Annotated in this window: 25 protein-coding genes; 15 read left to right on the plus strand and 10 right to left on the minus strand. The window is 60.8% G+C overall.

What is annotated here, in order from left to right; translation table 11 throughout:
* The first annotated feature begins 105 nt into the window (after positions 1-105).
* Complete coding sequence (locus tag QN224_RS06635) at positions 106-1,758, plus strand: acyl-CoA dehydrogenase family protein (protein ID WP_173512565.1); 1,653 nt, start codon at positions 106-108, stop codon at positions 1,756-1,758.
* Here the strand turns inward: QN224_RS06635 and QN224_RS06640 are convergent.
* The gene (locus QN224_RS06640; protein WP_173512566.1) at positions 1,740-2,675 is read right to left on the minus strand and encodes an AEC family transporter; all 936 of its coding nucleotides are present in this window, start codon (positions 2,673-2,675) and stop codon (positions 1,740-1,742) included. The genes QN224_RS06635 and QN224_RS06640 overlap by 19 nt on opposite strands.
* A gap of 160 nt (positions 2,676-2,835) precedes the next feature.
* On the opposite strand from QN224_RS06640, the gene QN224_RS06645 reads away from it, so the two are divergent.
* Both QN224_RS06645 and QN224_RS06650 read left to right on the plus strand, forming a co-directional pair.
* Entirely contained in the window at positions 2,836-2,991 is a 156-nt protein-coding gene (locus tag QN224_RS06645) for a hypothetical protein (RefSeq protein WP_283975989.1), read from the plus strand.
* Positions 2,988-3,329, plus strand: a complete 342-nt coding sequence (locus tag QN224_RS06650) for a DUF6105 family protein (RefSeq protein ID WP_283975990.1) — start codon at positions 2,988-2,990, stop codon at positions 3,327-3,329. Before QN224_RS06645 ends, QN224_RS06650 begins: the two co-directional genes overlap by 4 nt.
* On the opposite strand, the gene ruvX is transcribed toward QN224_RS06650, so the two are convergent.
* Positions 3,278-3,760: a Holliday junction resolvase RuvX gene (gene ruvX / locus QN224_RS06655; RefSeq protein WP_283975991.1), complete on the minus strand. Its 483-nt coding sequence runs from the start codon at positions 3,758-3,760 to the stop codon at positions 3,278-3,280. The genes QN224_RS06650 and ruvX overlap by 52 nt on opposite strands.
* Before the next feature lie 156 nt (positions 3,761-3,916).
* Between ruvX and QN224_RS06660 the strand changes: the two genes are divergently transcribed.
* From QN224_RS06660 to QN224_RS06680, 5 genes are all read left to right on the plus strand, one after another.
* Positions 3,917-4,621, plus strand: coding sequence for a metal-dependent hydrolase (locus tag QN224_RS06660; protein ID WP_283975992.1), 705 nt, complete (start codon positions 3,917-3,919; stop codon positions 4,619-4,621).
* A gap of 104 nt (positions 4,622-4,725) precedes the next feature.
* The gene (gene gatC, locus QN224_RS06665; RefSeq protein WP_173512571.1) at positions 4,726-5,013 is read left to right on the plus strand and encodes an Asp-tRNA(Asn)/Glu-tRNA(Gln) amidotransferase subunit GatC; all 288 of its coding nucleotides are present in this window, start codon (positions 4,726-4,728) and stop codon (positions 5,011-5,013) included.
* 50 nt (positions 5,014-5,063) lie between these two features.
* A complete protein-coding gene (gene gatA / locus QN224_RS06670) occupies positions 5,064-6,545 on the plus strand; it encodes an Asp-tRNA(Asn)/Glu-tRNA(Gln) amidotransferase subunit GatA (RefSeq protein WP_283975993.1) in 1,482 nt (493 codons plus the stop codon).
* A gap of 67 nt (positions 6,546-6,612) precedes the next feature.
* A complete protein-coding gene (locus tag QN224_RS06675; RefSeq protein WP_283975994.1) occupies positions 6,613-7,134 on the plus strand; it encodes a GNAT family N-acetyltransferase in 522 nt (173 codons plus the stop codon).
* A 154-nt stretch (positions 7,135-7,288) separates the two neighbouring features.
* Positions 7,289-8,761, plus strand: a complete 1,473-nt coding sequence (locus QN224_RS06680; protein WP_283975995.1) for a diguanylate cyclase — start codon at positions 7,289-7,291, stop codon at positions 8,759-8,761.
* A gap of 72 nt (positions 8,762-8,833) precedes the next feature.
* Here QN224_RS06680 and QN224_RS06685 read toward each other — a convergent pair whose 3' ends face one another.
* Both QN224_RS06685 and QN224_RS06690 read right to left on the minus strand, forming a co-directional pair.
* Complete coding sequence (locus QN224_RS06685; RefSeq protein ID WP_283975996.1) at positions 8,834-9,088, minus strand: YjhX family toxin; 255 nt, start codon at positions 9,086-9,088, stop codon at positions 8,834-8,836.
* A gap of 176 nt (positions 9,089-9,264) precedes the next feature.
* Entirely contained in the window at positions 9,265-9,567 is a 303-nt protein-coding gene (locus tag QN224_RS06690; protein WP_283975997.1) for a DUF1294 domain-containing protein, read from the minus strand.
* Positions 9,568-9,729: 162 nt separating this feature from the next.
* Here QN224_RS06690 and gatB point away from each other — a divergent pair, with 162 nt between their 5' ends.
* The 5 genes from gatB to QN224_RS06715 all read left to right on the plus strand — a co-directional run bounded on the left by gatB (position 9,730) and on the right by QN224_RS06715 (position 13,462).
* Entirely contained in the window at positions 9,730-11,232 is a 1,503-nt protein-coding gene (gene gatB / locus QN224_RS06695; RefSeq protein ID WP_283975998.1) for an Asp-tRNA(Asn)/Glu-tRNA(Gln) amidotransferase subunit GatB, read from the plus strand.
* A gap of 2 nt (positions 11,233-11,234) precedes the next feature.
* The gene (locus QN224_RS06700) at positions 11,235-11,732 is read left to right on the plus strand and encodes a GNAT family N-acetyltransferase (protein WP_173512577.1); all 498 of its coding nucleotides are present in this window, start codon (positions 11,235-11,237) and stop codon (positions 11,730-11,732) included.
* Positions 11,733-11,835: 103 nt separating this feature from the next.
* Complete coding sequence (locus QN224_RS06705; protein ID WP_283975999.1) at positions 11,836-12,300, plus strand: GNAT family N-acetyltransferase; 465 nt, start codon at positions 11,836-11,838, stop codon at positions 12,298-12,300.
* Between the two features lie 106 nt (positions 12,301-12,406).
* Positions 12,407-12,802, plus strand: coding sequence for an NADH:ubiquinone oxidoreductase subunit NDUFA12 (locus tag QN224_RS06710; protein WP_173512579.1), 396 nt, complete (start codon positions 12,407-12,409; stop codon positions 12,800-12,802).
* A 273-nt stretch (positions 12,803-13,075) separates the two neighbouring features.
* Positions 13,076-13,462, plus strand: coding sequence for a DUF2155 domain-containing protein (locus QN224_RS06715; protein ID WP_246299756.1), 387 nt, complete (start codon positions 13,076-13,078; stop codon positions 13,460-13,462).
* Between the two features lie 217 nt (positions 13,463-13,679).
* On the opposite strand, the gene aat is transcribed toward QN224_RS06715, so the two are convergent.
* The 5 genes from aat to QN224_RS06740 all read right to left on the minus strand — a co-directional run bounded on the left by aat (position 13,680) and on the right by QN224_RS06740 (position 17,524).
* A complete protein-coding gene (gene aat, locus QN224_RS06720; protein WP_283976000.1) occupies positions 13,680-14,294 on the minus strand; it encodes a leucyl/phenylalanyl-tRNA--protein transferase in 615 nt (204 codons plus the stop codon).
* Between the two features lie 9 nt (positions 14,295-14,303).
* A complete protein-coding gene (accC, locus tag QN224_RS06725; RefSeq protein ID WP_173513312.1) occupies positions 14,304-15,647 on the minus strand; it encodes an acetyl-CoA carboxylase biotin carboxylase subunit in 1,344 nt (447 codons plus the stop codon).
* 12 nt (positions 15,648-15,659) lie between these two features.
* A complete protein-coding gene (gene accB, locus QN224_RS06730; RefSeq protein ID WP_283976001.1) occupies positions 15,660-16,130 on the minus strand; it encodes an acetyl-CoA carboxylase biotin carboxyl carrier protein in 471 nt (156 codons plus the stop codon).
* A gap of 24 nt (positions 16,131-16,154) precedes the next feature.
* On the minus strand, positions 16,155-16,601 hold the full coding sequence (gene aroQ, locus QN224_RS06735) for a type II 3-dehydroquinate dehydratase (RefSeq protein ID WP_269276494.1): 447 nt from the start codon (positions 16,599-16,601) through the stop codon (positions 16,155-16,157).
* Between the two features lie 158 nt (positions 16,602-16,759).
* Positions 16,760-17,524, minus strand: coding sequence for a DsbA family protein (locus QN224_RS06740; RefSeq protein WP_283976002.1), 765 nt, complete (start codon positions 17,522-17,524; stop codon positions 16,760-16,762).
* A 324-nt stretch (positions 17,525-17,848) separates the two neighbouring features.
* On the opposite strand from QN224_RS06740, the gene QN224_RS06745 reads away from it, so the two are divergent.
* Positions 17,849-19,006, plus strand: a complete 1,158-nt coding sequence (locus QN224_RS06745; protein WP_283976003.1) for a pyridoxal phosphate-dependent aminotransferase — start codon at positions 17,849-17,851, stop codon at positions 19,004-19,006.
* Between the two features lie 179 nt (positions 19,007-19,185).
* Here QN224_RS06745 and QN224_RS06750 read toward each other — a convergent pair whose 3' ends face one another.
* Positions 19,186-21,981, minus strand: a complete 2,796-nt coding sequence (locus QN224_RS06750; protein ID WP_283976004.1) for a ribonuclease E/G — start codon at positions 21,979-21,981, stop codon at positions 19,186-19,188.
* A 739-nt stretch (positions 21,982-22,720) separates the two neighbouring features.
* On the opposite strand from QN224_RS06750, the gene QN224_RS06755 reads away from it, so the two are divergent.
* The gene (locus QN224_RS06755; RefSeq protein WP_283976005.1) at positions 22,721-23,980 is read left to right on the plus strand and encodes an N-acetylmuramoyl-L-alanine amidase; all 1,260 of its coding nucleotides are present in this window, start codon (positions 22,721-22,723) and stop codon (positions 23,978-23,980) included.
* Positions 23,981-24,201: the final 221 nt, after the last annotated feature.

Genomic DNA, 24,201 nt, shown 5'->3' on the forward strand with positions numbered 1-24,201 from the left:
GGTCCCGGGCCGGGCAAGCGGCGCACTACCCCTTCCGCAGAAAACTTGCGTGAGCCTCAGGGCGCGCCTGTTTCGCACCCACGAAACTTGCGCTAGAACCGGCCCATGAATCAGATGAACCGGACTGAACAGAAACTCGCCGAGCTGAACCAGCCAAAACCCTGGTCCGGTGTCAACGCCTATCGCTCCGATCCTCTCGTCGTCGATATCACGTCGAGCATGCCGAAGACGTTGCGCGACGAATTCGACGTGCTCGGACGGTACGTCACCTCGCCGGAAGCGCAGGAACTGGCGCGCATGGCCAATGAGGGCGTGCCGAAACTGAAGACCCACGGACCTCGCGGCGAGCGTCTCGATGTCGTCGACTTCCATCCGGCCTGGCATGCGCTGATGCGCCGGTCGATGACGACGGGTCTGCATTCGTCCGCATGGGAGAACCTGGCGGATGAAAGAGGGCGCTCGCACAAGGCGAGGGCGATCCGCTTCTATCTGACGGCACAGCTTGAATGCGGCCATCTCTGCCCGCTGACGATGACGAGCGCGTCGGTTGCGGCCATCACCGCGTCTCCGGCAGTCCAGAAGGAATGGGCGCCGAAGATCCTCTCGCGCAAATATGACTCCTCCAACCGCCCATGGATGCAGAAGACTGCCGTTACCATCGGCATGGGCATGACGGAGAAGCAGGGCGGGACCGACGTGCGCGCAAACACTTCGACAGCCGAGCGCGTCGGGGAGGGCATCTACCGTCTGAACGGCCACAAGTGGTTCATGTCGGCGCCGATGAGCGATGCTTTCGTGATGCTCGCGCAGACGCGCGACGGGCTCGGCTGCTTCCTGGTACCGAGGCTGCTCGAGGATGGTTCCGCCAACGGTCTGCGCTTCCAGCGCCTGAAGGACAAGCTCGGCAATCGCTCCAATGCTTCGTCGGAGGTGGAGTTTTCCGACACGTTCGGCTTCGTCCTTGGAACGCCCGACGCCGGCATCCGCACCATCCTCGACATGGTGACATTGACACGGCTCGACTGTGCGCTTGCTTCGGCGGGCATGATGCGGGCTTCGCTCGCCGAAGCCGTGCACCATACCCGCGGCCGCAAGGTTTTTGGAAAGGCGCTGGTCAGCCAGCCGATGATGACGCGTGTTCTGGCCGACATGGCGCTCGACGTCGCCGCGGCGAGCGCACTGTCGTTCCGTCTTGCCGATGCCTTTGACAAGGCCCACGGCAGCGCCGAGGATGCCGCCTATGCCCGCATCATGACGCCGGTCGCGAAATACTGGTGCTGCAAGATCGCGCCCGCCCTGATCTACGAGGCGATGGAATGTCTCGGCGGCAACGGCTACGTCGAGGAGCGGGCACTCGCCCGGCACTATCGCGAGGCGCCGGTCAATGCCATTTGGGAGGGATCCGGCAACGTCATGGCGCTTGACGTTCTGCGCGTGCTCGGGCGCCGCAAGGAATTGTTCGAACAGCTCTTCGGTGTCTTCAACCGTGATCTCGGTCCCGCCGGCCGAAAGACGATCGATGTCCTTCGCGCCGCCATGTCGCTCTGCGAGCGCGACGAAGGTGCGGCCCGCATGCTGGTCGAACAGCTCGCGCTTGCCGCTGCTGCTGCCGAACTTTATCGGCTCGGTGCCGGGCGCATCGCCGACGCCTTCCTCGAGTCGCGTCTCGCGGCGGGTTGGCGCTCCACTTACGGCATGCTCGATTCGCGCTTCGATTCGGGCTATGTGCTCGATCTGCTCTATCCGGCCGCGACGTAACCGGTGGCGGAAAGGACGAGCGGTATCGTGAAAAACGATAACGCTGTCTGAACCGTTGCGACCGCAGCATAGAGTTCTGCATCTCCCCCCATCTGCTTGGCGAGAAGATAGCCGTTCATGGCTGTCGGAACGGCCGCTCCCAGCGCTATCACCAGCAGCGCATCGCCGCGGATGCCGAGCAGCGCACTGGCTCCGACCATGAAAGCCGGCATGACGATTAGCTTGAGCGCGACCGCCAGTATTGCGGCGCTGCTCGGCCTCAATGCGTCGGCGATCTTGAGACCGGCACCAACCATGATCAGGCCGAGACTAAGTGAGGCCGTCGCCAGCATGTCGATCGCCGTCATCACCGGTGCGTAGAGTTCGATGCCGGTGATGTTGAACAATATCCCAAGCGCCGACGAAATGATCAAAGGATTGGTGATGATCTTCACGAAGAAGAAACCTAGACCGCGACCGCCGCCGCCGAACCAGACGAGCACGGCGACATTGTAGAAATTGATCGGGATGATGATCAGTGTCATCACCAGCGCGGTCAGGCTGAGACCGATCGCACCGTAGAGCTTTTGCGCAACGGCCAGCGCGATGAAGGCGTTCCAACGCGTCGCGGTCTGAAAGATCGAGGTGAAGGCGGCGCCGGAGATCTGCCGGCTGCGCAGGAGTGGCCAGCTCAGAAGGAGTGCGGCCGACATCGCTGTAACGCTGCCGATGGTCGCAATCGCCGTTGCGTCTGCCTTCATTCCGGTGAAGTCCGCCTCGGCCAAGGTCGAGAAAAGCAGCGCGGGGAAAAGAAGATAGTACCCGAACTGCTCGAGCCCGATCCACAGCCCCTGATCGATAAGCTTCGACCGTCGAAGCCAGACTCCAAGAAGCACGAGCAGGAAGATGGGCAGAATGCTCTCGAAGATGACGGTCATGACGGGTCCATGCACAGGGGAGGGCCTACGCATAGTTCGCACCATGGCTAGTCGCAAGCCGAACTTCGCTTGTGAATGTTAACCTTAACAAATGGTTTACGTTGCAGGCGCGTGCCCAAGGGTGGAGAGTGGGGCAGGAAATCGAGAACGGAGCGGTTCGATGAGAACTGGTTTGTTGATCATCATGATGATTTTTTTTGCCGGCCTGGCGCTCGACATCGGGGTGCTTGCGGCCGCTCTTCTGGCGTTCGTGCTGGTCGAGAGAGCGCTCTATCCGCTGCTCCGCCGGCGGATTCCGGAAAGGGCGAGCGTATGAAGTGGCTCCTGATCTTTTGGGGCGCCCCGGTTACACTGCTGACCGGCTGGTATGGTCTTTCCTATTACGACATGAGCTTCGGCGTCTTCATGTTGACGCGTCAGGCGCATGACCTGGTTTTCCAGGTCTACGGCCACGTGCTCGGAATTCCGCCCGAAACCATTCCGCCGCTCGTCGCGCGGGCAATGGTGGTGGATAGCGCCATCGTATTTGCGCTGGTCGCGCTCAGGAAACGCCGTGAGATCCTTGCCTGGTACCGACGTCGTTTCGGCACGCGCGGCGCAGCTCAATCGCGGGAGGCGTTTGCGAGCGACGCCAACCTGTCGAGCGCCCCCTGAAGAATGAAGGAAGCGGCGGCGGAGTCGATGCGCCCGGCTCGCTTCTTCCGGGATACGTCCATCTCGATCAGCACCCGCTCCGCGGCGACCGTCGAAAGCCGCTCGTCCCAGAGGACAAAGGGGATATCGGTTTTCTCTCCCATATTTCTGGCGAAGGCGCGCGTGGCCTGACAGCGCGGCCCCTCGGTCCCGTCCATATTGACGGGCAGGCCGATGATAAAGGCTGCGACCTTTTCTTTTTCCGCCACGGAGAGAAGCGCCTGCGCATCGACGCCGAACTTGACGCGCCGGATCACGTCGCGCGGTGTCGCGAAGCGCCGTCCGAGATCGGAGACCGACAGCCCGATCGTCTTCGTGCCGAGGTCGAGCCCGGCAATCGCCTGGTTGGGCGGCAAACGCGCTGCCAGTTCTTCGATCGTAAGAATTGCCATGGGATTTCCCGATTCGATCTTTCCACTTGTGTCGTCTGATCCATATGCTGCTCCGACACATAAATCATCAACGCGGTTCGCCCTAACTCTTTAAGCACGACAACGCCGTCAGGTTCGGTTGCTCGCTCAAACTTACCGTGATCCAAGGAGAACATCATGAAGATCAAATGGCTCGGCCATTCCGCCTTCCACATCGAGACGGCGAAAGCCAAAATCCTGATCGATCCCTTCTTCACCGGAAACCCGGCGTTCCGTGAAAGCGAACGCAAGGCGGCAACCGCGGGGCTCACCCATATCCTGCTCACGCATGGCCACGGCGATCATGTCGGCGACACCGTCGCGATTGCCAAGGAAACGGGGGCCACGGTGCTTGGCAACTTCGACCTTTGCATGTGGCTCGGGCGGCAGGGCGTGTCGAAGATGGAGCCGGGCAATACCGGCGGCACGATCCAGCTTGACGGCTTTTCCGCAACATTCGTCAACGCGGTTCATTCCTCGGCTCAGATCACCGAAGATGGCGTTTCCCATTCGCTCGGCAGCGCCGGCGGCCTCGTGCTCCACTTCGAGGACGAACCGACGCTCTATCATATGGGCGACACGGATATTTTCTCGGATATGGCGCTGATCCACGAACTGCACGAACCGGACATCGGCATCGTGCCGATCGGCGACCGCTTCACGATGGGCGGCGCCGTGGCCGCTCTCGCGTGCCAGCGCTATTTCAAGTTCAATACTGCCATCCCCTGCCACTATGGTTCGTTTCCGATCGTCGACCAGACGCCGCAGACCTTCGTCGCCGGCATGGATGGCGCCTCGACGCTGGTGGCAACGCCGGAAGTCGGTGGGATTGTCACTCTCTAAAGAGCAATGGTGCCTGGCGCGAAGCCTGTCGGTGACATTCGCCCGTTGCACGTTGTGCAACTCGTCTTTATAGCGGGGGAAACTTTGAGATACCGGAGACGATCATGTCCGTAGACCTTGCCACCGTGAAGCGTGTCGCGCGCCTTGCCCGCATCGCCGTCAGCGAAGAGGAAGCCGCGCGGATGATGAGCGAGCTCAATGGCATTCTCGGCTTCGTCGAGCAACTGTCCGAAGTGAATGTCGACGGCGTCGAGCCGATGACTTCGGTAACGCCGATGAACATGAAGAAGCGCGCAGACACCGTCGCCGACGGCGGCAAGGCGGCTGACGTTGTCGCCAATGCACCGAATTCGGACCGCAACTTCTTCGTCGTCCCGAAAGTGGTCGAGTAAGAAACCGCGTCCCGCCCCGACGTTTCCGATTGCGAAAGCCCGATTACATCATGACCGAACTTACAAGCCTCACGATTGCCGAAGCCCGCGCGAAGCTTTCCTCCAAGGAAATCACGGCGGTCGAATTGACGGATGCTTACATCGCCGCGATCGAGGCGGCCAACGACACGATCAACGCTTATGTCGCCGTGACGCCGGAAAAGGCCCGCGAGATGGCGAAGGCTTCCGATGCCCGTATCGCGGCCGGAAAAGCCGGTGCCCTGGAAGGCATTCCGCTCGGCATCAAGGATCTCTTCGGTACCGAGGGCGTTCACACGCAGGCCTGTAGCCATATTCTTGACGGTTTCGAGCCGCGCTACGAATCGACGGTCACCCAGAACCTCTGGAACGACGGCGCCGTGATGCTCGGCAAGCTCAACATGGACGAGTTCGCCATGGGCTCTTCCAACGAGACGTCCTACTACGGACCGGTCAAGAACCCGTGGCGCGCCAAGGGTTCCAACCTTGACCTCGTGCCGGGCGGTTCTTCCGGCGGTTCGGCGGCTGCGGTCGCGGCCCATCTCTGCGCCGGTGCGACGGCAACGGATACCGGCGGCTCGATCCGCCAGCCGGCCGCCTTCACCGGTACTGTCGGCATCAAACCGACCTATGGCCGCTGCTCGCGCTGGGGCGTCGTCGCCTTTGCCTCCTCGCTCGACCAGGCCGGCCCGATCGCGCGCGACGTGCGCGATGCGGCGATCCTCTTGAAGTCGATGGCCAGCATCGATCCGAAGGATACGACCTCCGTCGACTTGCCCGTGCCGGATTATGAGGCGTCGATCGGCCAGTCGATCAAGGGCATGAGGATCGGCATCCCGAAGGAATACCGCGTCGACGGCATGCCGGAGGAAATCGAGGCGCTCTGGCAGCAGGGCATTGCCTGGCTGAAGGACGCCGGTGCCGAGATCGTCGACATCTCGCTGCCGCACACGAAATACGCGCTGCCGGCCTATTATATCGTCGCGCCCGCCGAGGCGTCGTCGAACCTCGCGCGCTATGACGGTGTCCGCTACGGCCTGCGCGTCGACGGCAAGGATATCATCGACATGTATGAGAAGACGCGCGCTGCCGGCTTCGGCCAGGAAGTCAAGCGCCGCATCATGATCGGGACCTACGTGCTCTCCGCCGGCTACTACGACGCCTATTATCTGCGCGCACAGAAGGTCCGGACGCTGATCAAACGCGACTTTGAGGTCGTTTTCAATGCAGGCGTCGACGCGATCCTGACGCCCGCGACGCCGTCCTCGGCCTTCGGAATAGCGGATGAGGATCTCGCAGCCGATCCGGTGAAGATGTACTTGAACGACATCTTCACCGTTACCGTGAACATGGCGGGGCTGCCGGGAATTGCGGTGCCGGGTGGGCTTGATCGCAAGGGCCTTCCGCTAGGCCTGCAGCTCATCGGCAAGCCGTTCGAGGAGGAAACGCTGTTCAAGACGGCGCATGTCATCGAACAGGCGGCTGGCCGCTTCACACCGCCCAAATGGTGGTAAGAGGCCCAGCCGATCGCTGGCCACGCAGCGGAAGAAATGATGTAGTGGAGCGGAAAGGGACCGCTCCATGTTCATCGTCCGCCATGCCCGTCAAAGCGAAATTCGGCTTCTCGCCGCGATCGGCCTGAGGGCCTGGGAACAGGCTATTGCCGCGCTTGCCGATGCAGCAAAAATGCGCCGGCTCGCGGAACAGGCGTTCGACACCTTCCTCGCTCGTCATTGGCACACCGTCCAGTTGGTCGAAGAAGGAGGGCGCGTCCGCGGTTGGGTAGCGCGCGAAGATCTCGACGGCACGATCTCCGACTTATGGATCGAACCGGAGACTCAGGGCAGGGGCCTCGGTAGCTTTTTGCTTGCGCATATCGAGAAGCGCATCGTGGCAGACGGATTCGATACGGCAAGCGCCAGGACGCATGCGCAAAACGCCTCCGCCATTGCCTTCTTCCAGAGGTCCGGTTATCGCGTGAATTGGCTATCGACGGCCTATTCGCAGAAGCTCGATCGTGACGTCCAATTCATCGGGCTGAGCAAACCGCTCATCTCAGACTCGATCGACGCGTTTCCTCAGAATAAATTTCAGGAAGTTTGACGCCGAGACCTGCAGCATATTTCCTTAAATCGGCGCCGCTTCAAGAAATCCCGGTTTCGAGAATGCTGCGTTTTCCTCGCTTTATTCACACCTCGTTCACTTACTCCATGAAATGTTGCGGTTATGAAATTACGTGGCGACGTGGGGGCGCTCGTTGCAGATATTTGAAAATAGTATTGAACGACCGGCGTTTGTTAAGTTTTCCTTTCATCCGCTCCTGATTGCCGGCCTTGGACTGATCGTCTTCATCGCGAGCCTGCTCGGTATTTTCAGCCGACCGGTGGGGATGCTGGCTTCGATCTGGCCGGCAAACGCGATTTTGCTTGGTCTGATGCTGCGCAATCCATCGCTGGCTTCCCCGGCCGGATGGTTCTCGGCGGCAACCGGCTATGTGATGGCCGACGTCGCTACCGGCTCCGGTCTTTGGCAGGCGATCGGGCTGAATGCCGCCAACCTGGTCAGCGCCGGCCTAGGCTACAGCCTTTTCATGCGCCTTCGCGAGGAGGACCGGCGTCTGCGCCGGCCGCTCTCCGTCCTCTACATGTTCGCCGTCGCAGCAGTCGCCGGTGCCTGCGCGTCCGTGGTCGGAGCCGTTGCCAGTGTGCGATTTTTCGATGAACCCGCCTGGACTGCGTATCTTTCATGGCTCACGACGGATCTGGTCAACTACACGGTCCTGGTGCCGGCGTTCCAGACTATGCCGTCCCTTGTTCGCAGATCGAGAAGGGCGGCGTTCTTGAAGCAGGGGCTGGCCCTGGCGGCACATCCGCTGCCTCTGATCCTCCTCCTGCTCTCCTGCGGTGCCGCTCTGCTCGTCGGCGGGCCGGGCGCCATAGCCTTTCCGGTTCCCGCATTGATCTGGTGCGCATTGAGCTACGGTCTCTTCGCGACCACGGCGCTGACGATGATTGTCTGTCTCTTGACGCAGATGGCGGTTGCGTCTGGCGCCTTGCGCCTTGGGGTGAGCGGCGTTGCCGAAGCGACGCTGACATCGACCCGGCTTGGGATAACGCTGCTTGCCCTCGGGCCTTTGACGGTGGCGAGTATCGACATGGCGCGCCGCAGCCTGATCGCCCGCCTTTCACATGCGGTCGACTATGACTCTCTTACGCAATGTCTGGCGCGCGGCGCCTTCATGGCGCGCGCGAGCGCCTTGATTACGCGGCTGGAGAAGAGCAACGAGCGCGCCTTCGCAATGATGCTCGACATCGACCATTTCAAGGCCATCAACGATACTTACGGGCATGCCGTCGGCGACCGTGTCTTGCAGGTCGTGGCACGAACCATCTCCGGCACGCTGCGGGCAGATGATCTCCTCGGCCGGCTCGGCGGCGAGGAGTTCGCGATCGTGCTCGCGCGCCAGTCCCTGCAAGACGCAAGCGACGTGGCAGAGCGCGTCGCGCACGCAGTGCGTTCTGCGACCGTCGATCTCGAGCACGGCGGGAAGTTGAGCGTCACGGCCAGCGTGGGGGTCGCAACGCTGGCGTCGCCGAAGCTGGGGCTCTCACACCTGCTGTCGCAAGCCGATGTCGCCCTCTACGGTGCCAAGGCGGCGGGGCGGGATCGCGTCGTTGGACCGGTTTCCGCCGAGAAGGTGATACCGCCGGAAGCGATCGTTGAAACGTGAGGCCGATCCAGACGGATCCCGTCAACTCCCCGGAGATCGCAAAATCTCCAGGGATGATCGGAGTTGGAGCACTCAGCGGTTGTTGAGTTCCGATCTGACGAGATAGAGACCGCGCTCGGTGATGCGGTAGGGCTTTCCGCCCAAGGACTTGATCGCCTTTTTTTGTTTCAGCTTGCGAAATAGCTCGAGATCGACGCCGGGATAGACCCAGCCATCTCGTGTGAAACAACGGATTTCGGCGATCGCCTTGCCTTCGCGGGTGATTTCAATGCGGCCGCCCTGGGCCAAATGGTGAAGAATGCGCTGTTCCGCGCGCGAGATGTCCATGGTTTGAGTATTCCGGAATGGCGCTCGTGAGAACGCAGGAAAACGTTCCGCAAATCCTGGGATGAGCGGGGTTCACGTTTCCGGCCCGTGCGCGCAAGTCGTGGTGACCGCGGGCAGGGCCCTTACCGGGACTCAGACTGAAAGTACATCAAGACTCCATTCGAACGATGATTCTTCTAAAAAATGGCCGCCCAGGCGTCAAGAAGTGACGGCAGTTCTGGATCTGTAAAAGCAGTGGCGACAACCAGGCCGACATGGAAGGTGACGATGGAGAGAAGCAACGTCCGGAACGGTTCTTTGCGTGTCTTGTGCCGATGAATATGACACGCGGCGAGCGCACCGAGAGAGCCACCGGCAATGGCAAACGTCAGCAACATGCGCTCCGACGCGCGCCAGGCGTTGCGCTGCGCCGCTCGTTTATCCAGCCAGAACAAACAGTAAGTGGCGAGGTTGATACTTGCGAGGACAACAAGGGTCATCATTGGCGACATAGGCGATAATAGGCACAAGGTGTCCAATGCTTCATTAAAGGCGGTTCCCGACCGCGCGGTCGGTCTTCCCGGGTCTCACAAGCCTTGCACCAGCGGTCCAATTGCTCTACCGAGAAACCTCGAAAATCAGGCTTCAAAGAAGAGCATGACATGAGCATTGTCGACGTCCGCACTCCCGATCCGAAACGCTTCATTCCCGGTGCTACCGGCGACTGGGAAGTCATCATCGGCATGGAAGTCCATGCCCAGGTGCTCAGCAATTCGAAGCTGTTCTCGGGTGCGTCGACGGAATTCGGCAATGCGCCCAATGCCAATGTCTCGCTGGTCGATGCCGCTATGCCGGGCATGCTGCCGGTCATCAACGAGGAATGCGTCAAGCAGGCGGTTCGCACCGGTCTCGGCCTCAAGGCCAAGATCAACAATCGCTCCATCTTCGACCGGAAGAACTACTTCTATCCGGACCTGCCGCAGGGCTATCAGATCTCGCAGTACAAGGATCCGATCGTCGGCGAAGGCAAGATCATCATTTCGATCGGGCCGGACCGGCAGGGACAGTTCGAGGATGTCGAGATCGGCATCGAGCGTCTGCATCTGGAGCAGGATGCCGGAAAGTCCATGCACGATCAGCATCCGTCGATGTCCTATGTCGATCTCAATCGCTCGGGCGTCGCGTTGATGGAAATCGTTTCGAAGCCCGACCTGCGGTCGTCGGACGAGGCGAAGGCGTATCTCACCAAGCTGCGCTCGATCGTGCGTTATCTCGGCACCTGCGACGGCAACATGGACGAAGGCTCGATGCGGGCGGACGTCAACGTTTCCGTCCGCCGCCCCGGCGAGCCTTTCGGCACGCGCTGCGAAATCAAGAACGTCAACTCGATCCGCTTCGTCGGCCAGGCGATCGAATACGAGGCGCGCCGCCAGATCGCGATCCTTGAGGATGGCGGCGTCGTCGATCAGGAAACGCGGCTCTTCGACGCGAACAAGGGCGAGACGCGTTCCATGCGCTCGAAGGAAGAGGCGCATGACTATCGTTACTTCCCGGATCCGGACCTGCTGCCGCTCGAATTCGACGACGCGTTCGTCGAGGCCTTGAAGGCCGATCTTCCGGAACTGCCGGACGACAAGAAGGAGCGCTTCGTCCGCGACATGGGCCTTTCGGTCTATGATGCCTCGGTTCTCGTGTCGGAGAAGGCGATTGCCGACTATTTCGAGGCGGTGGCCGCCGGACGTGACGGCAAGATGGCAGCCAACTGGGTCATCAACGACCTATTGGGCGCCTTGAACAAAGCCGGCAAAACCATTGAAGAGACACCGGTTTCGCCCGCTCAGCTCGGCGGCATCATCGACCTCATCAAGGCCGAAACCATCTCCGGCAAGATCGCCAAGGACCTCTTTGAAATTATCTGGAACGAAGGTGGCGATCCGGCCGAGATCGTCGAGACACGCGGCATGAAGCAGGTCACCGACACCGGTGCAATCGAGAATGCCGTCGATGAAATCATTGCCGCCAATCCCGATCAGGTGGAAAAGGCCAAGGCAAAGCCTTCGCTCGCCGGCTGGTTCGTCGGCCAGGTCATGAAGGCAACTGGCGGCAAGGCGAACCCGCAGGCTGTTCAGGCGCTTGTCAAGGCCAAGCTCGGCATCGAGGAATGACCATGTTTTTCGTCCGCACGGCCAGTGAGCGCGACCTCGAAAAGGTCCGCGCCTTGCTGGCCGAGACGTGGCATGCGACCTACGACACGCTTTACGGAGCCGACAAAGTCGACGAACTCACCGCCAGATGGCATTCGATCGACGCCTTGAGAAAGCGCCTGCAGCGAAAGAATGCCGAATTCGTCGTTGCCGATAACGGCAGAGAGCTTGCCGGCATGGGCTATGCGGCGATGTCGGACTCGCTTGCGAAAACCGCCGTCCTCCATCAACTCTACGTTCTTCCGAAATATCAAGGACAGGGCATCGGCCGCGACATGTTTGCCGAACTCGAAACCTGTTTTCCGGATGCTGAGCGCATGCGCTTGGAAGTCGAGCCGCAAAACCTTCACGCACTGGGGTTCTATCGGGCGCATGGCTTTTCCGAAGTAGGAAGGACGGCGAATTGCGGAGACGAACAGTCGGGCGTTCCGGCGCTTATCCTGGAGAAGCAGCTTCCCTAGCCCTCGCGGTCAGTTTCGATGCGAATACGCGCCGGTTGTCATGAAATTGTAGCCTCCTGGTGATTGATGCGCCGCAGCGTTGATGCCACGGGAGAAACGGGAAATGACGATCGACCTCGAAATCCGCCAAGCCGAGCGCGGGGACTTGCCCGCGATCATTGCCCTTTTTGCCAACGATCGGCTCGGCGGGCACGGCGACACGACTGAACCGGAAGCCTTCCGCGACTATCTCTCGGCGTTTGAAGAGATCAGCGGGTCGCCCCACCAGACCCTGTATGTGGCTATCCTCCGCGGCGAGGTGGTAGGCACGTTCCAGACGGCGCTGCTGACATCGCTTCCCGGGCGAGGCAGTTCGAGCCTCGTGATCGAGGCTGTACAGACACGCGAAGACATGCGGGGTCTCGGCATAGGCGAGCGCATGGTTCGCCACGCGGTCGCCGAGGCTCGGGAGAAGGGAGCCTCGAAAGTCCAACTGACCTCCAACATCGTGCGAGCCGATGCGCATCGATTTTACGAGCGCCTTGGTTTTGAGCGCAGTCATATCGGCTTCAAGATGCGGCTGAAATGACTGGCGGCAAAGCAGAATCACTGGACAAGGCATGAGTGGCGGGGCATAAGCGGGAGCATGATATTGATGTCCGGCTGCCTTCCCAACGGCCGGTGAAGGAAGACCCATGAAGCTTCTGCTGCAGATTTTCACTTGGTGGAACCAACAGACAATCGGTACGCGTTTTCATACCTGGCGCTTTGGCAAACGCGTGGGTGAAGACGAATTCGGCAACGTCTACTATCAGGGTGGTACGGATTCCGAAGGTCGTACGCGGCGCTGGGTGATCTACAATGGACCTGCCGAGGCTTCGGCCATCCCGCCCGGCTGGCACGGCTGGATGCATCACCGTACGGACATTTCCCCCGCCGACGAGAAATACGTAGCCCGCGAGTGGCAGAAGCCGCATCGTTCGAACCAGACGGGCACGCCGAACGCCTATCGCCCGAAAGGGTCTATCGCGGGCGTGGGCGAGCGCCCGCGCGTGACCGGCGACTACGACGCCTGGACGCCACGCTCCTGAGCCCGGTTCATCTTTACAAGATATGAGCGAACCCCTCGATCATGGCGCAGCCACATTTCGGGTTTAGCGCCTGAAGGCCGGAGCAATTCCAGGTGATACGGAAATCGGTTGCCGTCCGGAAATGCGGCAAACAGGAGTTGGCGCATGGTTCAATTGGAACGAACCGCTCCAAGCACGAATAGGAAAGCGCGGGGGAGACTGGCGTAAATGGCAGGTTTCTGTCTGCAGAACTGGATCGGCCGGGCGGCCCGTCAAGCGAGCCTTGCGCTGCTGATGGCGCTGCCGTTGATGTCCTCCACCGATATCGCGCGTGCAACGCGTCTTTCCAATCCCGTCGCGGTTTTCTCCGGTATCGACAAGATTACCGGCCGCATCACGACGTTCGACGTTTATATCGGCGAGACCGTGCAGTTCGGCGCACTGCAGGTAACGCCGCGCGTCTGCTACAGCCGCGACGACACGGAAGCGCCGAAGACCACGACCTTTGTGGAAGTCGAAGAGATCACGCTCGATCGCAAGATCCGGCGCATCTTCACCGGCTGGATGTTCGCTGACAGCCCGGGCCTGAATGCCGTTGAGCACCCCGTCTATGACGTCTGGCTGCAGTCCTGCAAGGCAACGTCCGACCTGCCGCCGCCGGACACTGCAGCGAAGCAGTAGATTGCCGGCAACCGTCGCTGTGACATACCTTGCAGCGCCGCCCGTCTTATCACACGCGCAAAGATGTCGAATTGCTGCATGGCTGACCGTGAATCGGCAAGCAATGATGCAGTAGCCGAAGCCGATTTAACGAGAAGATTTATCTTGGAGCGCGCGCTGCGGCGCAGCGCCGTCGAGGCATGAGTGACAGGCCGCCGCGTGCTGGGCAAGCGTGCAGCTAAAACGGCAAGTCCGACGAGGCCATCGCTCTCGCCAGCAGAACCTCGTACTCGGCCTTGGGCACATCGATCGCGCCGAACGATTTCAGGTGCTCGGTCGTGAACTGGGTATCAAGGAGCTGGAATCCCCTCGCCCGCAGGCGCTCGACCAGGTGGACGAGGCAGATCTTGGAGGCATCGCTGCGCAGCGAGAACATGCTCTCGCCAAAGAAGGCGGCCCCGAGCGAGACCCCATAGAGACCGCCCACAAGCGCGTTATCCTGCCAGGCTTCGACGCTGTGGGCATAACCCATCCGGTGAAGGGCCGCATAGAGCGAGCGGATCTTGTCGTTGATCCAGGTTGTGGGCCGGTCCGGCGCTGGCTTTGCGCATCCTTCGATCACCGCTTCGAAAGCGGTGTTGTAGCGAATCTCGAACGGGCGGCGGCGAATTGTCTTCGCCAGGCTGCGCGAGATATGGAAAGCGTCAAGCGGAATGATGCCGCGTATTTCCGGCTCGACCCAGAAGAGTTCCGGATCATCGGCCGAGTCGGCCATTGGGAAGAGGCCGATCGAATAGGCGCGCAGCAACATGTCCGGCGTAATGTCCGGTTGTTTGCTGCGCGTCCCTTTCAACTCTTTGTCCTATGCGGATGTTGTGGCCAGATGGTGCTCCAGCCAGTGGATGTCATAGTCGCCGTTGGCGATGTCCTGATTGTTGATCAGTTCCTGGAACAGCGGCAAGGTCGTCTTGATACCGTCGATGACGAATTCATCGAGTACGCGGCGAAGCCGCATCATGCACTCGACGCGCGTCCGGCCGTGGACGATCAGTTTGCCGATCAGGCTGTCGTAATAGGGCGGAATGCGATAGCCCTGATAGGCGCCGCTGTCGACACGCACGCCGAGGCCCCCCGGCGCGTGGAAATGCGTGATCGTACCCGGGGAGGGCACGAAGGTGCGTGGGTCTTCCGCATTGATGCGGCATTCGATGGCGTGGCCCGAGAAAACGATATCTTCCTGCTTGACCGAGAGACCGGCGCCCGATGCCACGCGGATCTGTTCGTGCACCAGGTCGATGCCGGTGATTGCCTCGGTGATCGGGTGCTCCACCTGCAAGCGCGTGTTCATTTCGATGAAATAGAACTCGCCGTCCTCATAGAGGAACTCGATCGTCCCGGCGCCGCGATACTTCATCTTCTTCATCGCATCGGCACAGATCTGGCCGATCTTCATGCGCTGATCGACGTTGAGCGCAGGCGAGTTGGCTTCTTCCCAGACCTTCTGGTGGCGGCGCTGCAGCGAGCAGTCGCGTTCACCGAGATGGATGGCATTGCCTTCGCCGTCGCCGACGATCTGGACTTCGATATGGCGCGGCCTGCCGAGAAACTTTTCCATATAGACGGCTTCGTTGCCGAAAGCCGCTGCCGCTTCGGCGCGCGCCGTTGCGACGGCATGCTCGAGGTCGTCTTCGGTTCTCGCGACCTTCATGCCGCGGCCGCCGCCGCCGGCCGTCGCCTTGATCAGCACCGGGAAGCCGATCTTGCGGGCGACTTCAAGCGCATTCTCGGGCTTCACCTCGCCTTCGGAACCAGGCACGACCGGAATGCCAAGCGCTTCCGCCGTCTTCTTGGCAGTGATCTTGTCGCCCATGAGGCGAATATGTTCGGCTGTCGGACCAATGAAGGTTATGTCGTGCGCGTCGAGGATGTCCGCGAACTTGGCATTTTCCGAGAGGAAGCCGTAGCCCGGATGCACGGCATCGGCGCCGGTGATTTCACAGGCGGCGACGATCTGATGGATATTCAGATAGCTCTCGCGTGAAGGCGGCGGTCCAATGCAGACGCTTTCGTCCGCCAGCCGGACATGCATCGCGTCGCTGTCGGCCGTCGAATGCACGGCAACGGTTGCGATGCCGAGCTCCTTGCAGGCGCGCAGCACCCGCAGAGCGATTTCGCCGCGATTGGCAATGAGGATTTTCGAGATCATCGCCATCGTGCGTTACTCGATCACGATCAGGGGTTCGCCATATTCTACAGGGGCCGCGTCCTGAACGAGAATCTCGGTGACCTTGCCGGCGCGCGGTGCCGGAATCTGGTTCATCGTCTTCATCGCCTCGATGATCAGGATCGTCTGGCCTTCCTTGACCAGCGCGCCGACTTCGATGAACGGGCGGGCACCCGGCGCAGGCGACAGATAGGCGGTACCGACCATCGGGGCCGTTACGGCATTCTTGGAATTGCGGCCGCCTTCGGCAACCGGGGCGGCGGCGGGCTGCGGTGCGGCGACCTGGGGCGGCGCCTGATAGGTGGGCATTGCCGGCATCGACATCGCGACAGGCGTGCCATTGCGCGAAACGCGGATGCGCAGATCGTCCTGCTCCACCTCGATCTCGGTCAGATCGGTATCATTGAGGATATTGGCGAGATCGCGGATCAGCGCCTGATCGATACCCGGTTTCTTTTCAGCCATGGGAGTATGAGCCTCGTGTTCTTCTTATTTCGATTTGTCCGTCAGGTTCTTTAGCGCATGCAGCGCCAGAATGTAACTCTGCGCGCCGAACCCGCAGATCACGCCCTTGACGGCCGGTGCGATCATCGACTTGTGGCGGAATTCCTCGCGCGCATGGATGTTGGAAAGATGCAGTTCCACGACGGGAACAGCAATTGCACGAATGGCATCATGCATGGCAATCGAGGTGTGGCCGTAGGCGCCCGGGTTGATGGCGACGCCTGCGGCCTTTTCGCCGGCTTCGTGCAGCCAGTCGACCAGAGTGCCTTCGTGGTTCGACTGCCGGAAATCGACGTCGAAGCCAAGCAACTTGCCCTCAGACTTGCACATCGCCTCGATGTCGGCCAACGTCTGGCCGCCATAAATACCTGGCTCGCGCTTGCCGAGCGCATTCAGGTTAGGGCCGTTCAGCACAAAAATCGTCGAGGGCATAAGGGATTCCGGTCCGATGATGGAGGGTTACCTATAGACTGATGGTTTCGCGAGGAAAAGCCCCTTAGGCCCCCGCCGGATTTGTCCACAAGTGACGGTGATTTGAGAGGAACACGACCTGGGGAAGGCCGCTTGACATCTTTGTGGTGTCTGTCGGTTCAGCAGACGGTCTTGCCGCAGCTGCGCATGTTCGCCACCTTCGTCACGATCTCGTTGGCCCCGACGGCGCCGAAGACCGCTTCATTGCCGATCACATAGGATGGTGTGCCGGTGATGCCGAGCTCGTTTGCGAGCGTATAAGCCTCGCGCACGGCGGAATCATGCGGTTCTTTTTCCATCTTCTCCCGCAGTTGTTCCTCGGTTACGCCGAGTTTCGCCGCGACGGCGATCGCCGTTTCCTCAGTCGCCCGCTCCTCGCCTCCAAGCAGAGCGCGGTGGAAGTCGCCGTATTTTTCGGGAGCGATCAGGCGGAAGGCAGCGCTGACCTTGTGCGCGGCAAGGGAGTCAGGCCCGAGGATCGGCAGTTCCTTCAGCACGAAACGGACGTTCTTGTCCGCCGTGATGATCGCATCCATGTCGGAGAGTGCCCGTTTGCAATAGCCGCAATTGTAATCATAGAACTCGACGATCGTCACGTCGCCGTCAGGATTGCCGAGGGTCACATCGTGATCGGATTGGAAGATCGCCTTCTTGTTCTTGGCGATCGCCGCCTCGGCCGCTTCCTGCTGCTTGGCGCGTTGCTTGGCTGCAAGGGCTTCCTGCACCTCGAGCATGACCTCGGGATTGGCGAGCAGATATTCCTTGATGAAGGCGCCGAACTCTTCCTTCTGTTTCGCATCGAGCGCGGCGGCCGTCTGCGGCAAGGCTACGCCCGCAACAAGCGCGAGCAGCGTCCCAGCGGCAATCATCTTCTTGAAGGTCATTCTTTCCTCGTTGTCTTTCCGTATTCTGTCTGTCGTTCATTTCGCACGGCTGCGTCAATGTGCGTATTTGAAAGACAACAATTATCCAAGGTTCGCACCCTTTTATGCGAGCATAGGGTGCGCCGCGGCGAAACGAAACGGCAAAATCGGCGGAAATGCGGCACTCTCGCACTTGTGAAGCTCGAGATGATCAGGCAAAGGGGCGCAGACTAGCCCGCTTCCACAGCGCCGCGTCTTGTCAGACGCGCAAATGACGCTGTAGCAATTTGAATTGCTGCATGTTTTCCTCTTTCGATTTTATCGACATGCAGCAGAGGATTTACATTGACACAGATGTCGAAACGCAGTGCCGTCGAGCCCTTTCATGCCATGGATGTGTTGGCGGAAGCCACACGGCGGCGCGATGCCGGCCATCCGGTCATTTCGATGGCAGTCGGTCAGCCGGTCCATCCGGCCCCGAAGGCGGCGCTTGAAGCAGCAAGGTGCGCCCTTGAGCACGGCCGCCTCGGCTACACTGACGCGCTTGGCACGCTGTCCTTGAAGACGGCGATCGCTCGCCACTACCACAGACGTCATGGCCTTGCCTTCGATCCGCAGCGGATTGCTGTCACGACTGGCTCGTCGGCCGCCTTCAATCTCGCCTTCCTCGCGCTCTTCGATCCAGGTGATTGCGTCGCCATCGCCCGTCCGGGATATCCCGCCTATCGCAACATATTGCAGGCCCTGGGTCTTACGGTCGTTGAGGTTGAGGCTGGCAGTGAAACCGGCTTCACCTTGACGCCGGAAAGCCTCGCGCGCGCCGCCGACCGCATCGGCAAGCCACTCAAGGGCGTGCTTCTTGCAAGCCCGGCCAATCCCACCGGAACTGTGACGGGCCGGGCGGGTCTCAAGGCACTTGCGGATTATTGCAGCGCCGAACACATCACTTTCATTTCCGACGAGATCTATCACGGTCTGACATTCGTTGGCGAAGAGGCCACGGCGCTTGAAGTGACCGACGATGTAGTCGTGATCAACTCCTTCTCGAAATACTATTGCATGACCGGTTGGCGCATCGGCTGGATGGTGCTGCCGGAGGTGCAGGTGCGCAGCTTCGAGCGCCTGGCCCAGAGCCTTTATATTTCGCCGCCGGAGCTGTCCCAGATCGCCGCCGAAGCGGCGCTCGACGCGCATGAAGAGTTGGACGGGTACAAGGCAGCCTATGCAGCCAACCGCGAACTCCTGATGAAGCGCCTGCCGCAGATCGGCCTCTCGATCGCCTCGCCGATGGACGGGGCCTTCTACGCCTATGTCGACGTCAGCCGGTTTACCAATGACAGCATGGCCTTTGCGCGCCGGATGCTGGCCGAGATCAATGTGGCGGCGACGCCCGGTTTCGACTTCGATCCTGTGGAAGGGCACCGCACAATGCGGTTCTCCTACGCTGGATCCGCAGCGGAGATGTCGGAGGCAATGGATCGCGTCTCCCGCTGGCTGGCCTGATTGCCACGTCGTCCCAGGCGGTTATGGCGATTGTTGGAATCTCCGTCGCAAGCGCGCGATGTACCCTCGGTCGCGACCACTCGGCTACGATACACCGCCTGCGGCAACCGTAGCGGGCAGGAACCAAAAAAAAGCCCGGAGCGAATCCGGGCTTTTTGTTCAGTCATTCTATCTCTGGCTCAGAAGAAACCGCGGCGTTGCCACCAGCCGCCCTTTTTCGGCTTCGGAGGCTCCTCGTCGTTGGTCTCCTTCTTGTTTGAGACATTCGAGGTGATGACGGGTTCGGACGCGATCGTCGCGAGGTCGCGATTAGCCCTCGTGGGCTTTGCCCCTTCGAGATCGGCGCCGGCTTCCTCGACGGCTTCCGCCGCCGGATCTACAGTCTCCGACTGCGCTTCGACTGCCGTCTGGGCTGCCTCGTCAACGTCGGCGTCGACTTTCACCGCCTTCTTGCGAGTACGCTTCGGCTTGGCCGGCTTCGTTTCTTCCGACACCGTTTCCACGGATGCGGCCTCGGCCAAAACAGGCGCTTCGGCTACGGGCTCCACCGCTTCCGCCTCTTCGGCTACGGCATCGTCGGCTGCAGCATCTTCGTCGGCGGCTTCAGCAGCAACATCGCCAGTGGTCTCGCCTTCTGCCGATTCCAGCTTGTTGCGGCGGCCGCCACGCTTGCCGCGGCGTCGACGCTTGCGCTTCTGCTCGGCATCGTCCTCCGCTGCTGCTCCAGCCTCCTGAGCGTCTTCTTCGTCCTCGGCCTCTTCAGCTTCGTCGGCCACACTTTCCAGCGTCTCGTCAGCTTCAGCGGCCACTGCTTCCGTCGCCGGACCGCCGCCCTTGCCGCGCCGACGACGACGGCGCTTGCGCTTGCGGCCACCCTGTTCGTCGGCCTGCTGTGCCTTTGCTGGCTCCGGACGCTCGGCCGCGGCTTCTGCGGCTTCTTCCTCGTCCAGATCTTCCTCGATCACGACGTCGTCTTCTTCCGGTTCCGGCTCGAAGTGCAGAAGCTGTTCGATCTTGACCGGGTTCTCGACCGGCTCTCCGCGATCTATTGCGAAATGCTGCGCGCCGACATGGGCGTCGGCCTCAATGATGATCGAGACTCCGAAGCGCTGTTCGTAATCCATGATCGTACCGCGCTTCTGGTTGAGCAGGTAAAGCGCGATTTCGGGGATCGTGCGTACGGTGATGTCGTGCGTCGTGTTCTTGAGCAGATACTCCTCGATGCCGCGCAGCACATGCAGCGCGACCGAGGACTGCGAACGCACATGACCCGTGCCGTTGCAGTGCGGGCAAGTCTGCATCGTGCTTTCAAGAACCGAGGCACGGATGCGCTGGCGCGACATTTCAAGCAGGCCGAAATGCGAGATACGGCCGACCTGAATGCGTGCTCTGTCGTTCTTCAGGCAGTCTTTGAGCTTCTTCTCGACCGCGCGGTTGTTGCGCTTCTCCTCCATGTCGATGAAGTCGATCACCACGAGGCCGGCAAGGTCGCGCAGGCGCAATTGCCGCGCCACTTCCTCGGCCGCCTCCAGGTTGGTCTGGAGGGCGGTGTCCTCGATCGAGTGCTCGCGGGTCGACCGGCCGGAGTTGACGTCGATCGAAACGAGCGCTTCCGTCTGGTTGATGATGATATAGCCGCCCGACTTGAGCGTTACCTGCGGCTGCAGCATGCGATCAAGCTGTGCCTCGATGCCGGAGCGCGAGAAGATCGGATGCACGTCGCGATAGGGCTGCACGACCTTCGCGTGGCTCGGCATCAGCATCTTCATGAAGCCCTTGGCTTCCTTGTAGCCTTCCTCGCCGGAGACGATGATCTCGCTGATGTCCTTGTTGTAGAGATCCCGGATCGAGCGCTTGATCAGGCTGCCTTCCTCGTAGACGAGGCAAGGCGCGGTCGAGTTCAACGTCAGCGTACGGACGTTTTCCCAGAGGCGCATCAGGTATTCGAAGTCGCGCTTGACCTCGACTTTGGTACGGTTGGCGCCGGCCGTGCGCAGGATCACGCCCATGCCCTGCGGCACTTCGAGTCCGCGAGCGATTTCCTTCAGCCGCTTGCGGTCTTGGAGGTTGGTGATCTTGCGGGAAATGCCGCCGCCGCGCGCAGTGTTCGGCATCAGAACCGAGTAGCGACCCGCGAGCGAGAGATAGGTGGTGAGTGCGGCACCCTTGTTGCCGCGCTCTTCCTTGGCAACCTGGACCAGCAGGATCTGCCGGCGCTTGATCACTTCCTGAATGCGGTACTGCTTGCGGGGTCTGCGCACCTGACGGTCCGGAACTTCTTCCATCGCATCTTCGGCGCCGACGGATTCGATGATTTCCTTCTCGCCGTCATGGGCGTCGTCGTCGTCATCATCGTCGTCGCGGCGCCGCCGCGTATCGACGTCCTCGGAAATCGAATCGGTTTCGACGATGGCGGCCATCTCGCCGCTGCCAGTCTCTTCGCCGCCGTCCTGGCTCTCCGTCGTCTCGGAAGCTTCTTCGGCGACCTTCGCCTTCGTCCGGCGGGTGCGCTTCGGCTTTGCCTTTGTCTTCGGCTTCTCCGCGACGGCTTCGACTTCCGCGGGCTCCTCGGCGGCCGCTTCGACGGCTTCGGCGAGCTCGGCCACCGTTTCCGCTTCGGCTTCGACCGGGGCGGGCTTCTGCTCGCTCGCCGTCTCGACCGGTTCGACATCGTCGTCGCGGCGGGCCTCTTCGGCCTCCGCTTTCAAAAGCGCCTGACGATCGGCGAGGGGGATCTGGTAATAGTCCGGATGGATTTCGGCGAAAGCCAGGAACCCGTGGCGATTGCCGCCATAGTCAACGAAAGCGGCCTGGAGCGAAGGCTCCACCCTGGTCACCTTGGCCAGGTAAATATTGCCGCGGATCTGCTTCTTGTGTTCCGATTCGAAGTCGAATTCTTCTATGCGGTTCCCGCGTACGACAACGACGCGCGTCTCCTCTGCGTGAGACGCATCGATAAGCATTTTCTCTGCCATCTAAGTTGTGCTCCTCGGCGCGAGGGTGCAACGGCAGACAGACCTGCTTCCTTGGGAAGGCCGTCAGACACGTCGAAAACTGCGCCGGATGTGAAAGGTCCTGTTTGGTGCAGGTGAAGGTGCAGCAGCCAGACGGCAGCCGGAACGTTCACGTCCCGGGGCCTCTTTACTTCTGACCGATACTGCTGAGTCACATCAAAGACCAAACAAGAATGCCAATGTCCTGGACCTCGAAGGCGAGGCCCGATGAATGCGCCCGCTTGCGGGCATCTGGTGAAAATCACCATCAAGAACTCCGGCCACCGCCGGAAATTTGCGATCCAGTATACGGGGAGGAAATGCAGCGACGGCGGATGAACACCTGCGGCCGCGTAAGGCATGATACGGTTGTAACCGGCATTTCCGGCTCGATCATTCCTGGCGCCAAGCTCTGGAAAAGCTCCGGCTGCCCGGCCGACGATTCTATCCCGTCAACACTTTCTCCTTGTGACGCTTTTATGGTTTCTATGTCACATTGGCAAGGGAAAAGCCTTTGACGCCACAATATTGATCGATTCGCTTGCCCCGGTGAAATTGATCGGTAAGGAAGCCGTTCGCGCCAGCGTGTCGCGTTGCCATGCCGCCATAATGAGGTTTATCAAGGTTTGGTTAACCATGAGGGTTCATTGGTTGAGGGGATAGTGGTCTCGCCGGAGGGCGGCCGCCGATATCCGACGGATTTTGTGGGGAGCCCAGGGTGATGCCTTCGGCGAAACGTTTGCGTCCTTTGCGATCGGTGACGTCGTGGTGTCGTTCTCTGAGAGTGATCGCCTTTGCATTTGCTGCGATGACCGTGGTGCAGGACATGGTCGATGTGCAGGCCGCGGAGCCGGCCCCCTTGCTTGCCTTCGGTGCTCGCATCGCCGGCGACGATGCCCGCACGCGGATCGTTGTCGAATTCGACCGAAAGCCGGAATTTTCCATCCATTACGTGGGAAATCCCGTCCGCATCATCGTCGATTTGCCGCAGACCTCCTTCGGCCTGAAGCCGGAGAGCCTGGAGCCGCGCGGGCTGTTCGACGCCATCCGCTACGGCGGGATGGGGGTCGGTACCTCGCGCCTCGTCCTGTCCGCCAAGGGACCGGTGGAGGTCAGCCATGCGGAAGTGAAGGCCGAAGAGGACGGCAAGAGCTTCCGGCTTGTCCTTGATGCCGAAAAGATCGACCAGGCCCGCTTCGACGAGCTTCTCGGCGACCAGCGGTGGACGGGAACGGTACGTGCGGCAAAGACCGATCGGCCGGTCGCCGCTGCAGTGAAAAACCCTAGCGCCTTCGTGATTGCTGTCGACGCCGGCCATGGCGGCATCGATACAGGCGCGATCGGCACCGTCACCAAGACCGAGGAAAAGCATGTGACCCTCGCTTTCGCCGAGGAACTGGTCGCGACGCTCAAGCGCGAAGCCGGCGTCGAGGCGTTTCTGACCCGCGATCGGGACGAGTTCCTGTCGCTGCCGCAGCGTGTGCAGATCGCACGGCAGAAAGGCGCCAACCTGTTCATCTCGGTTCACGCCGACACGCTGAAACAGAAGGATATTCGCGGGGCCACGGTCTACACCATTTCCGACAAGGCATCCGATCACCTCGCAGCCAATCTGGCCGAGCGCGAAAACCTGTCCGACGAGATCGCCGGCGTGCCCTTGGAAAGCGAACCGGCAGAGGTGGCGGACATCCTCATCGATCTCACGCGGCGCGAAACCCAGGCCTTCTCGGTCAATCTCGCGCGTACGGTCGTTTCCTCCTTTGAGGGGCAGATCAAACTGATCAACAATCCCCATCGCCATGCCGGTTTCCGCGTCCTGCAGGCGCCGGATGTGCCCTCGATCCTGCTCGAACTCGGCTTTCTTTCGAACAAGGACGACGAGAAGCAGTTGCTCGACCCGGAATGGCGCAAGAAGGTGTCGGGTCTGCTCGCTGTGGCCGTTCGACGCTATCGCGAGACGGCCGTTGCAAACGGCGGTTAGTCAAACCCAGGTCCGACGGGGCACCGCGGTGTGTGGGAAGTGATTTGTGTCGCTCGGGTAACAGCGATATGCTTTTCAACAGGATGCGCACGGGATAATCAGCGACAAGCCCTATTTTACTCACAATCCGGGCACTTTAGGAACAAGGCGCCCGGATTTGTTGGGAAACAATGTTGATGCGTGGGCTCCCTCGCCATAAGAGGGAGCGGCAGAAACGTGCA

The sequence above is a fragment of the Sinorhizobium sp. 7-81 genome, from assembly GCF_030124405.1.
GTDB lineage: Bacteria > Pseudomonadota > Alphaproteobacteria > Rhizobiales > Rhizobiaceae > Sinorhizobium > Sinorhizobium psoraleae.